This is a genomic window from Sneathiella sp., from assembly GCF_041689005.1.
Taxonomy (GTDB): Bacteria; Pseudomonadota; Alphaproteobacteria; order Sneathiellales; family Sneathiellaceae; genus Sneathiella.
Map to the genome: position 1 here is coordinate 1 of NZ_JBDNHC010000148.1, position 11,324 is coordinate 11,324.

An 11,324-nucleotide genomic window follows, 5' to 3' on the forward strand; every position below is an offset into this window, starting at 1 on the left:
CTATCCGGCCGACCGTGTCCTGCGTATCACGTTTAGCAATCCTGAAACGTTCAATTCCGTGGACGCTGAAACGCACACCCAGATGACCGATATCTGGCGCGATATTGATCGTGATCCGGATATCAACGCGGTGATCGTCACGGGCGCCGGCAAGGCCTTCTCTGCGGGCGGGGATTTCGGGCTGATCGAGAAAATGACCGGCAATATGGATGAGATTATGAAGACCTGGAAGGAAGCCAAGGACCTCGTCTATAACATCATCAACTGCAATAAGCCGATTATCTCGGCCATCAACGGCCCGGCTGCCGGTGCCGGGCTGGTTGTCGGCATCCTTGCTGACATTTCCATCGCGGGCAAGCGCGCGCGGATCGTGGATGGACATCCGCGTCTTGGCGTCGCCGCCGGGGACGTCGCCGCGATCATCTGGCCGCTTCTCTGCGGCATGGCCAAGGCGAAATATTACCTGCTTACCTGCAAGCCGGTAACCGGCGAGGAAGCCGAACGGATCGGTCTCGTTTCCCTGTGCGTCGAAGACGACGAATTGCAGGAAATCGCCCTTGGGATTGCCACCGATCTTGCCAATGGCGCCCAGAGTGCGATCCGCTGGACCAAATATTCCCTCAATAACTGGCTGCGTCAGGCGGGCCCAATCTTTGATGCGTCAACGGCGCTGGAGATGCTGGGCTTCATGGGGGAAGATGTGAAAGAGGGCGTTGCCTCGCACCGTGAAAAACGCAAACCAGTTTTCCGTAAAGACTGCCCGATTTAGGTGACCGAGTTTTCTGATATATCCTCTGTCCCCATGAGGGGCAGGGGCACTGTCAGAGGAAAATCGGGCTTTGACCATATCTTAGAAACTCCTTAGAATCCTGGAATAAAAAATAAGAACCCGTTTCGCTATTTCAAAACCTCGCCGGAAGTCATCCGCTTGGCGGTGATGATGTATGTCCGATTTCCCCTTTCACTTCGAAATGTTGAAGATTTGCTTCATGAGCGCGGCATCGACATTTGCCATGAAACAGTCCGCTATTGGTGGAATAGATTTGGCCCTCTGTTTGCGCACGAGATCCGGAAGAAACAACTTCACCTTTCCCCGAATTATTCCAATTGGAAATGGCATCTCGATGAGGTCTTCGTAAAGATCAATGGCAAACACATTTCCTGTGGCGAGCCGTCGACCACGAGGGCGAAGTGCTGGAAGCCTTTGTTTCCAAGCGGCGAAATCGTAATGCTACGTTGAAATTCCTCAAAAAAACAATGAAACGGTCTGGGAAACCCCGTGTCATTGTCACAGACAGGTTAGGGTCGTATCGTGCCGCAATGAATTTGATTGGAAATGAAAAGATTCAGGAAACTGGACGTTGGTTGAACACTCGCTGTGAGAACCCCCATCTCCCGTCCCGACGAAGAGAGCGGGCGATGCTGAAATTCAGGCGCCTGCGAAGTTTACAGTAATTCGTCTCAATTTACGCATCATTCCATAACCATTTCAACCATGAACGCCACCTAACAAGCCGAGAAACATTCAAGCTTCAGAGAAATGCCGCACCGACCACGTGACAGCACCGTACTGCGGCATAATAGTGGCACCTTATCGCCAATTTACACCATATAGAGACGTGCTCGCATTCGTCTGACAGCGCCGTTACATCAGGTCTTTGTGGTGGGCGCCTTCCGCAATGCGGCGCTCATCTTCTTTCATTTCTAGCCACATGGCATTGACAACCGCAAAGAGTGCTGCCAGCGGTAGGCCCAGTATCCAAGCAAAATACCACATTTTGGATCCTCCAGATCAGTATAGGGAATTCGAATTATCCGTGACATCAGCCTCAGTGACCTTGCCCCATAGGACCTTGTAGACCCAGGCTGTATAGGCAAGGATCATCGGCATGAAGATTACGGTCGCCACTAGCATGACGAACAGGGTCATATGCGAGGATGAACTATTCCAAACAGTGAGTGATGATTGAGGGTCTGATGAGGACGGCATGATAAAGGGAAACATCGTAAGACCGACCGACGAGATCACGCCAAGGATTGACATTTTAGAAAATAGAAGCGTGGACACCTCGCGGCCTGCGCGCAGCCCAACAAAGGTGAGTAGCCCACCCACAAAACCCATTAGGGGCGCAATCGCGATCCAGGGACGATCAGAATAGGCTGTAAGCCAGCTTGCTGTTTTTGCTACGTCGAAATGCAAGGGATTGGAGGGACCATTTGTCACATAATCGCCAATGATTTGATATCCTTCGATGCCAAAGGCCATCCAAACTCCGGCCAACGCATAGGACAAAAGTGCGATAAGGGCTGCAACAGAGCCTATCCGGCGTGCGCGATAACGCACATTGCCGTCGGCTTTCAATGTGAGCCATGCCCCGCCATGCATGACCAGCATGGAAAGAGACACCACGCCTGCGAGGATCGAAAATGGGTCAAGAAGGCCAATGAACTTCATGTACCAGGCCCCTTCGTATATCGAATGTAGGTCCTCTGTAAAGTGAAAGGGTACGCCCTGGATGACGTTGCCAACAGCGACACCAAACAACAGCGCCGGTATGGCTCCGCTGGCAAATAGCGCCCAGTCCCAAGTGGTGCGCCATCGGGCATCCTCACGTTTTGAGCGATACTTGAAGGCAACTGGGCGGACAATAAAAGCTGCAAGGATGACAAACATGGCCAAATAGAAGCCCGAGAAAGAGACTGCATAGAGAGGCGGCCAGGCAGCAAAGATTGCGCCGCCGCCCAGAATGAACCAAACCTGATTGCCTTCCCAGACAGGCCCCACGGTGTTGATCGCCACGCGGCGCTCAATATCCGTTTTTGCAACGAAAGGTAAAAGCGCGCCAACCCCCATGTCAAAACCATCCGTGACGGCAAAGCCGATCAGAAGGACGCCCAAAAGCCCCCACCAGATTACGCGCAGGATTTCGTAGTCGATTAAGGTATGCAAAATCATGGGGCTTACTCCGCCGGCTGGGCGAGGGAGTCGGCATTTCGCCGCCCGGTCAGCCGTTCATTGTGTCTTTTAACCCAGGCATCGGTTTCCTCGACATCCTGGAATGGGCCTTTACGGATATACTTGAGCATCAGTCCCATCTCGACCACGAAAAGGACTGTATAGAAGACAATATACGCAATCAGGGTCAGCGTGACCTCTGTCATCGATAACGCAGACACTGACATGGCCGTTGGCAGAATGCCGTCCACGGTCCAGGGTTGCCGCCCAAATTCAGCAACAAACCATCCCAGCTCCGCCGCGATCCAGGGGGCGGGTATCATCCAAACGGCAAGATGCAGCGCAGGGCGAGGGAATCGCATGCCCTTGAATGAGGCGCGATAGAAAAAATAAATCATTGTCGCTATGAAGGCAAAACCAAGTGCCACCATAATGCGGAACGTCCAGAACAAGGGCCAGACGGTCGGCACCGTATCATTGGCCGCCTGCTGGACTTGTTCCGGCGTTGCCTGTCTTGGATCATCCAGATATTTTTTCAACAAAAATGCGAAGCCAAGATCAGCGGAATGTGTCTCAAATCTTTTCACTTCCAGTGGATTAGAGTCATCCCGGTTTTTGCGAATATGCATCAGCGCATCATAGGCAATGATACCGGATTTAATCCGGGTTTCGGCCTGATCAACAAGCTGCGCGATACCTGGAATTGGCGTTGTGAGGGACCGGGTCCCGATTAACCCCATCGCAATCGGGATATGAATGGCATAATGGGTTTTGCGGGCTTCTTGATCGGGAATGCCAAATACGGTGAAGGCGGCAGGTGCGGGCTCGGTCTCCCACATGCCTTCCATGGCGGCAAGTTTCATCTTCTGACTATGGGTGGTGTTATAGCCGGACTCGTCCCCCAGCAAAACAACAGAAAATGCAGATGCAAGGCCAAATGCGGCCGCGACAGTGATGGATCGCCGGGCCATTTCGATATGGCGGCCGCGCAGCAGATACCACGCGGATACACCCAGAACAAAAACCGCGGCTGTAACATAACCGGCAGATACAGTGTGCACGAATTTGGCCTGCGCGACCTCATTAAACAGCACCTGAAAAAAGTCCGTCATTTCCATACGCATTGTCATGGGGTTGAATTCGGCGCCGACTGGGTTTTGCATCCAGCCATTGGCAATCAGGATCCACAGGGCAGAAAAATTAGAGCCAATGGCAACGAGCCAAGCGACAACCAGATGGCCGACCTTGCTCAGCTTGTCCCATCCGAAAAAGAATAAACCGACAAAGGTGGCTTCAAGAAAGAATGCCATCAAGCCTTCAATCGCCAAGGGGGCACCAAAAATATCACCGACATAATGGCTGTAATAACTCCAGTTCATCCCGAACTGGAATTCCATGGTAATGCCAGTTGCGACACCAAGGACAAAGTTAATGCCGAATAATGTCCCCCAAAACTTCGTCATCTGCCGCCAGATTGGGCGATTGGTTATTACGTAGACGGTCTCCATGATCGCAACGAGGATTGACAAACCCAAGGTCAGCGGAACAAAGAGAAAATGGTACATGACCGTCAACGCGAACTGCAGCCTTGATAGTTCGACGATCCCAAATTCCATTGGTATACTCCTTCAAGGGGAGGCGGGAAATCAGCCCGGCCCCGCACAATACATAAATAGAAATACACCTATAGCGCTAAGCCAAATGGGCTGACTTGATTGTGGTCAAAAGGAATGCCTTAAAAGTTATCATTTTGGACAAATAATGACATTATTTTTGGAGATTTAGTTTGTCAGGGCTGTAACCGCAAGCTTATCGATGTCGATAGAATAATCAGTCCAGTTTTTCTCAACGTCACGATGGGACGCCATCAGGATTGTCGCATCTGGAAGATAGGATCGAATTCCTTGAAGAACCAGCAGGGCCAGATCAGCGTCCAGACCTTCCGTAGGTTCATCAAGGAGTAGCAGCTTAGGTCGCCGCAAAATAGCGCGCGCCAAAACAAGCCGCCGGGTTTCGCCGCCAGACAAACCACTCCCCATCGCCCCTAAGTTAAAGTCCAGCCCATTTTTGGGCTTGATAACTGAGGCGAGCGAAACTGCCTCAAGGACACGCCATAAATCTTCATCAGTGGCCGTGGGGTCGGCAAGATGCAATGCCGTTCGGATACTGCCGGACATTAAGATGCTGCGTTGGGGCACTAAAGTCATGCTGCTGCGCAATTTGGACTCATCCCAGTTTGAAAGGGGGACAGATCCGATCAGAATATTTCCGCTCGAGGGGTTTAAAAGCCGAGCGACAAGAAGGAGTAATGTCGTTTTACCAGATCCGCTGGCCCCCGTGAGAGCAACGCTCTCTCCGGAGGGGATCGTCAGTGAAATGTCGCTGAGTACTGGCCGTTTTGCATCAGAACGGCGAAAAGACAGGTTCGCGATGTGCAGCTCGGCGGTTTCGCCGTAATCGCTGCAGTGCGCCCTTAATGGCGGAGGCGCAAGGCTTTCATCAACACGTTCAGCCGCTACCAGCATACGGCCAAGTTCAGCCATCGCTCTTCGAAGTGGCCCCACCGTTTCCATCAAGGCTAATGACGCAAAAAAGCCGATTGCTGCCAGCGCGGGTGTAAGGTCGCCAGTTTCTGTAAGTGTCATGCCAATTACCAGCACACCGGCTGAAATGATTGTTCCCATGAGTGACAGTGCAAACCCGGATCGCCGTTCAATTCGATCCAGATGCGATTGATGCCTTTGCCGGTTAGCATCAATATCAAGCGTGTCTTTTCCCTGCCGCAACAACTGCCCATAAACGGCTAAATCAGCGCGAGCTCTCATCAAATCAATGAAATGTGATCGAAAACTTTGCGCGACTGCTTCTTCTTGGGACGAGGGCTGGGTGGCGGCTCGGGCTGTCCAAATCAGTATAATGGCGGATCCGACCAGAAAGCCGGACACCATCCAAAGAGCGACCCTGAGATCAACCAGCCACCAAAGAACGCCAAAGGTGATCAACTGCGCGAGAACGCCTGCGGCAAGGGGCAAAATCAGGCGTAAAATGACACCATCAAGGGCGTCTACATCTGCCATAAGCCGGTTGAGCGCTTGCGGCGCGCGCAGACGCATCAGCTGATCATGGGTCGCATTAGCGGTGGTGGATAAAAGCTTTGTCCGCAATGTAGTGAGTGCGCGCAAAGTCGCATCGTGGGTCAAAACTCGTTCGCCATAACGGGCTGCGGTGCGCCCGAGGGCCAGAAATCGCACCGTGGCCGCAGCGCTAAATACATCAAAAACAGCGCCCATTCCGATTAATCCTGCGGCGGCCGCAGCGGTTATGAACCACCCTGACAGACTGAGCAGGGCGATACCGGCTAGCAGCACCACCAAGCTTAACACGGCTCCGCGTAAAATGGCTGTTTTCTGTTCCTTTAAAACCAGCCGAAAAATTTTCCACAAGGCGTTCATGAAGCGCCGCCGATCAGAACCGTCCGATCCATCATTGCCGCAAGTACCGGATCATGGGTAGCAACAATCAAGGTGCAGCCGCGGTTTATGAGCAGAGCCAGGCCGGCCATCACCTGCTTGGCTGTCCCTTCGTCAAGATCCGCAGTTGGTTCATCAACCAGTAAGATATCCGGCATGGCAAAAAGCGCTCGGGCCAACGTAATCCGCCGGGCTTCCCCCCCTGACAGGCCGCCACCGGTTTCGCCCAGATGCGTCTGCAATCCGCCGGGCAGCGCCGCAATAACATCGTCAATCGCCGCTGCGCGCGTGGCGGCATTTAGATCGCCAGACTGTCCAAGACTTATATTTTCTGCCAGGTTCATATTCAGGAAATGAGGCACTTGCGGCATCCATCCCATGCGCGCGCGCCAGGCGTCCGCCGTTTCATCGTTCAGGGGTTGGCCAGAAACGGTAATTTTACCTTCATCGGGCGATAACAAGCCGGCCAAAAGTTTGAGCAGGGTCGTTTTTCCGACGCCAGATGGCCCCATTAACGCAACGCTTTCCCCCTGAACGATTTTAATATCGGAATAGCGGATTTCGGTTGATCCAGTGTTTACCACAAGCCCTTGCAACTTGATGTGAGGGGCGCCGGAGAGCGGCTCGACATTCGCGCCTTGACCCAGAAGCTTCTGCGGTGTTTCTGCGCGCCATTTGGCAAGCTCGCCTGCAACGGCAAGCGCGGATGCCTTGTCATGCCAGGCCGCTGAAAAATCCCGCATGGGCTGATAGAAATCGGGCGCCAGCAGTAAAAGAAAAATTCCGGCAGCGGGGCTTAGTGGTTCGACGTAAGTGCCAAACTCAATCATACCCAACAGCTCAAAGCCAACATATACAGCCATCATGGCAACCCCGATGGCAGAAAAAAGTTCAAGCACGGTGGAGGAGAGAAACGCAATCCTCAGGACACGCATTGTTTTTTCTCGGAGCCTATCGGCCCCATCGGAAAATTCGGCAATGACCGCCGTACTGGCATCAAGTAGTTTGATATCCGTAAGCGCGGATAGCCGTTCAATCAAAACATTATTGAGCGTGCCAATATCTTCCATCTGGCGTTGGCTGGCTTCTTTTGCAGCCATTCCAACCAGCGCCATAAAAACCGGGATCAAAGGCCCCGTGATTAAAAGCACAATTCCGGCGGCCCATGAAAACCAGAATGTGATCGCCAGCAGAATGAGCGGAAGCACTATGACCCGCGCGTGCGCCGGGGCGTAATGGATAATATAGGGTACCAGCATATCGAGTTTTTCAGTGGCCAGAGCGGCGGTGGACGCGGCAGATGTGGTATCGATAGTCTGCATTTCCCGCTCGACGATTTCCCGCCGAATACTGGTAACGGCCTGCAGGCCAGCCTTAAATGTCTGGCCCTCCGCAAAATAGGTAAGCCCGGCGCGGAGGAGACCCAACGCAGAGAAAATCGCCACGGATATAAACGTCCCCAGGCCGCCGCTTTGCCCCGGCAGCAAACCGGCGATGGCCGAGGCGACAACAGCGGCCTGAAGCGGCCAGATGCTCGAAGATGCGACACCAAGAGCGGAGGCAGCGCGTATCCTCTTGCCAATGGGCGCGATCATCTGCTTCAGTGTGTGTTTATCAATCTCTGGTTTGGTCTCTGCAGATTTCAAATCGTTGGTCCGAAAAAATAGGTTTGGAAATATATCTTACTGTTATAAATTTTTCGTCGCTGATTTTTGTGAGAATGCTGGTGCGGCAAAAAGGCACTGTCAGGGGAAAACTGGTCTTTTGACCGTATCTTGGCAATTCCATAAAATCTGGGAATGAAAAACAAGAATCCATTTCGCTATTTCAAAACCTCACCTAGGTCATCCGCCTGGCTATGATGATGTATGTCAGGTTTCCGCTTCCTCTACGAAATGTCGAAGACCTTTTTCATGAGCGCGGCATCGACATCTGTCATGAAACAGCACAACATGCCGTCCGTTGGTTGAACAATCGCTGTGAGAACTCCCATCGCCCGTTCCGGCGAAGAGAGCAGGCGATGCTGAAATTCAGGCGCTTGCAAAGCTTGCAAAAATTCGTCTCAATCCACTCATCAATCCACAATCACTTCAACAATGAACGCCACCTAACCAACCGAGAAGAATTCAAGCTTCAAAGAAATACCGCACTGATCGAGCGGCAGCAACTTAGTGCGGCATAATAGTGGTACGTTTGTGCCGTTCTGCGCCAAACAGAGACGAGGGCGCAGTCGTCTGACGGCACCATTCAAGTAAGATGAAGAGTCCCGCAATTTCGCACATTCCTATAAGCTATGCGGATTTCTACATCACTCTCGTGTGCGAAGGCCATCAAGAAAAATATCAAGAAAGCCATTTGCGATTTCCGAATAAGTTTCGCGATTTCCGTTTGTCTGCCATTGCGGAACCCAATTGAATGCGCCAAAAAGGGCGGCTGTGGCAAGTTTTGGCTCGCACGGGGCGATTGTCCCGTCGGCGACACCTTGCTCGATCAATTCACGTACGACCCGATCAAGTTTCCGGCGCCCGTTTCGCAAGGTTTTGCGGCTCTCTTCAGACAAAATATTATCTTTTGAGAGAGCCAGGCAGGCCCCGAATTCATTGGATAACAGGTCCATATAGCTTCGCATGACCATTGCTATGCGCTCCAAAGGCGATAGATCGTTGTTCTGGCTCGTAACCATGGTTTCTTCCATAAATTCGAAAGCTAATCGATTGCACTCGAAAAGAATGTCATCTTTATTCTTGACATAATAATAAAGGGTCCGCTTGGAAACATTGAGCTCAGATGCGATATCATCCAGGGATGTCCGGTCAAAACCATGCTCATTGAACAGTCTAGCGCCAGTACGCAAAACCGCCATGCGCTTTTGCTCTCGGGTGTCATCCCGATTTAATGTCATTTCACTCCATACATTTGATGCCATTGTCCTGCCTTTTGAACATATCTAGACGTCCGCTAAACAACCTGACCCGAATATGCGAACTGTAAAGTTTATGTAGTATAAACCATCTTAATTGACATGTAACCCACCAGTGGGTTACATTTCCAAAAAATACGATATGCAAAGCTCAGAAATGATTGCAATTCGAAATTGTTTGAAGACTTGGCGAGGGTTTTACGGGAGATAAAATCATGCAGCTTACATCGGCTATCAGAAGAGCCGCACAAGCCAACCCGAACGCAATGGCAACGATATATAAGGATCGTCAACAAAGCTGGTCGGAGTTTGTGACACGTACTGCTAAGCTGGCAGGCGCATTACAAAAGACTGGAATGAAACCCGGGGATCGGGTCGCCATGCTTTCCCTCAACTCCGACCGGTATCTGGAATATGTATTTGGTGTACTGTGGGGCGGTGGCGTTATTGTCCCGATGAATCTGAGGTGGTCTCCAACTGAAAATGCCTATTCAATTGATGATTCCGGTACTGAAATCATGCTTGTTGATGAAAATTATGCGGCCATAATTCCAGCGATACAGGAAAAATCCAGCACTCTGAAAACCCTGATTTTTTCAGGCGAAGGAGAAACACCGGCAGGCATGCTGAATTATGGCGATATCGTTGACGCGGCGGAGCCCGTTGAGGATGCAGGTCGGGGCGGAGAAGATCTGGCCGGTATCTATTATACGGGAGGTACGACCGGTTTCCCCAAAGGTGTGATGCTGTCGCATCGGAGCCTTTACATCAGTAATCTATCAAATTGCCGTGAGTTTTGCATGCCCGACGGCGTCCGCTATTTGCACGCGGCTCCCATGTTTCATCTCGCGGATGGGGCGGCATCCTTTGCAGCCACATTTGCTGGCGGTACACATATTATGATCCCCAGTTTTACGCCAGCTGCAACTCTGAAAGTTATGCAGGACCACAGGCCTACCCATGTCTTGCTGGTGCCGACTATGATCCAGATGCTGATTCAGAATCCGGATTTTCATAAATATGACACGACATCTCTAACAACAATTATGTATGGAGCCTCTGCGATCAGTGAGGCAGTGCTTGTCGAGGCAATGACCAAACTTCCAACGACGAAATTTGTCCAGGCCTATGGACAAACGGAACTGAGCCCCGTTGCCACAATACTTGCGCCGGAATACCACACGACGGAAGGACCTAACGCCGGCAGACTCCGTTCTTGTGGCAAAGCCGTGAGTACATGCGAGCTAAAGGTTGTTGATGAAGACGGCAAGGAAGTGTCCTCGGGCACAGTCGGCCATATTGTGGTGAAAGGCCCAATCACAATGCTTGGTTACTGGAACAAGCCCGAGCAAACAGCCGAATCCTTTAAAGATGGCTGGGTGTATACTGGCGATGGCGGGTATCTCGACGACGACGGGTTTCTGTACATTGCGGACCGGCTGAAGGATATGATCGTTTCCGGCGGCGAAAATGTTTATTCCGCTGAGGTCGAGCAGGCGGTCACTCAGCATCCCGCGGTCGCTGAATGTGTAACAATCGGCATTCCCAGCGAAATATGGGGAGAGAGTGTGCATTCCATTGTTATTCTCAAGCCAGATGTCCGCACGGCGGAAGACGATATCATCAAGCATTGTCACAATCTGATTGCCGGATACAAATGCCCTCGCAGTATCGAATTCCGTGTCGAACCCATGCCCCTGTCGGCGGCCGGTAAAGTGCTCAAAAAGGATTTACGGGCACCCTACTGGGAAGGCAAGGAACGTAATGTCAATTAGGTGTTTCTGAATTAATTGGGAAAGAGAAAATCATGGGTAAAAAAATTGTCGTCGCGGGCGTTGGAATGACACCGTTCGTAAAACCCGGACAGAACGAACCCTATCCGGTTATGGGTGCCAAAGCGATAAATATGGCTCTCGCGGACGCGGGTATTGGGTATGACAAAATTCAGCAAGCCTATGCCGGTTATGTCTATGGCGAC

General features: G+C 51.7%; 8 protein-coding genes and 3 pseudogenes. 5 read left to right on the forward strand and 6 right to left on the reverse strand.

Annotated elements, in window-relative coordinates; genetic code table 11:
• Both ACESNI_RS16745 and ACESNI_RS16750 read left to right on the forward strand, forming a co-directional pair.
• Positions 1–769, forward strand: a 769-nt coding sequence (locus ACESNI_RS16745) for an enoyl-CoA hydratase/isomerase family protein (protein WP_373089090.1), incomplete at its 5' end; no start/stop codon positions are given.
• A 168-nt stretch (positions 770–937) separates the two neighbouring features.
• A pseudogene (locus tag ACESNI_RS16750) lies at positions 938–1,560 on the forward strand (IS6 family transposase).
• 85 nt (positions 1,561–1,645) lie between these two features.
• Here ACESNI_RS16750 and cydX read toward each other — a convergent pair.
• From cydX to cydD, 5 genes are all read right to left on the reverse strand, one after another.
• Positions 1,646–1,777, reverse strand: coding sequence for a cytochrome bd-I oxidase subunit CydX (gene cydX / locus ACESNI_RS16755; RefSeq protein WP_373089092.1), 132 nt, complete (start codon positions 1,775–1,777; stop codon positions 1,646–1,648).
• 15 nt (positions 1,778–1,792) lie between these two features.
• The gene (gene cydB / locus ACESNI_RS16760) at positions 1,793–2,956 is read right to left on the reverse strand and encodes a cytochrome d ubiquinol oxidase subunit II (RefSeq protein WP_373089094.1); all 1,164 of its coding nucleotides are present in this window, start codon (positions 2,954–2,956) and stop codon (positions 1,793–1,795) included.
• A gap of 5 nt (positions 2,957–2,961) precedes the next feature.
• Entirely contained in the window at positions 2,962–4,572 is a 1,611-nt protein-coding gene (locus tag ACESNI_RS16765; RefSeq protein ID WP_373089096.1) for a cytochrome ubiquinol oxidase subunit I, read from the reverse strand.
• 165 nt (positions 4,573–4,737) lie between these two features.
• A complete protein-coding gene (gene cydC / locus ACESNI_RS16770) occupies positions 4,738–6,408 on the reverse strand; it encodes a thiol reductant ABC exporter subunit CydC (protein WP_373089098.1) in 1,671 nt (556 codons plus the stop codon).
• Positions 6,405–8,072 (reverse strand): thiol reductant ABC exporter subunit CydD, encoded by a 1,668-nt coding sequence (cydD, locus tag ACESNI_RS16775; protein ID WP_373089100.1) that lies wholly within the window; start codon positions 8,070–8,072, stop codon positions 6,405–6,407. Before cydD ends, cydC begins: the two co-directional genes overlap by 4 nt.
• A gap of 153 nt (positions 8,073–8,225) precedes the next feature.
• Here cydD and ACESNI_RS16780 point away from each other — a divergent pair.
• Positions 8,226–8,608: pseudogene (locus ACESNI_RS16780) on the forward strand (DDE-type integrase/transposase/recombinase).
• A gap of 126 nt (positions 8,609–8,734) precedes the next feature.
• Here the strand turns inward: ACESNI_RS16780 and ACESNI_RS16785 are convergent.
• Positions 8,735–9,328, reverse strand: coding sequence for a TetR/AcrR family transcriptional regulator (locus ACESNI_RS16785; RefSeq protein WP_373089102.1), 594 nt, complete (start codon positions 9,326–9,328; stop codon positions 8,735–8,737).
• Positions 9,329–9,561: 233 nt separating this feature from the next.
• Here ACESNI_RS16785 and ACESNI_RS16790 point away from each other — a divergent pair, with 233 nt between their 5' ends.
• Positions 9,562–11,121: a long-chain-fatty-acid--CoA ligase gene (locus ACESNI_RS16790; protein ID WP_373089104.1), complete on the forward strand. Its 1,560-nt coding sequence runs from the start codon at positions 9,562–9,564 to the stop codon at positions 11,119–11,121.
• Positions 11,122–11,153: 32 nt separating this feature from the next.
• A pseudogene (locus ACESNI_RS16795) lies at positions 11,154–11,324 on the forward strand (lipid-transfer protein); the annotation flags it as partial.

Excerpts from the sequence above, each read along its gene's own strand:
- ACESNI_RS16785 (WP_373089102.1), bottom strand. The coding sequence starts at position 9,328 with ATGACATTAAATCGGGATGACACCCGAGAGCAAAAGCGCATGGCGGTT.
- ACESNI_RS16765 (WP_373089096.1), bottom strand. The coding sequence starts at position 4,572 with ATGGAATTTGGGATCGTCGAACTATCAAGGCTGCAGTTCGCGTTGACG.
- cydX (WP_373089092.1), bottom strand. The coding sequence starts at position 1,777 with ATGTGGTATTTTGCTTGGATACTGGGCCTACCGCTGGCAGCACTCTTT.
- cydC (WP_373089098.1), bottom strand. The coding sequence starts at position 6,408 with ATGAACGCCTTGTGGAAAATTTTTCGGCTGGTTTTAAAGGAACAGAAA.
- cydB (WP_373089094.1), bottom strand. The coding sequence starts at position 2,956 with ATGATTTTGCATACCTTAATCGACTACGAAATCCTGCGCGTAATCTGG.
- ACESNI_RS16790 (WP_373089104.1), top strand. The coding sequence starts at position 9,562 with ATGCAGCTTACATCGGCTATCAGAAGAGCCGCACAAGCCAACCCGAAC.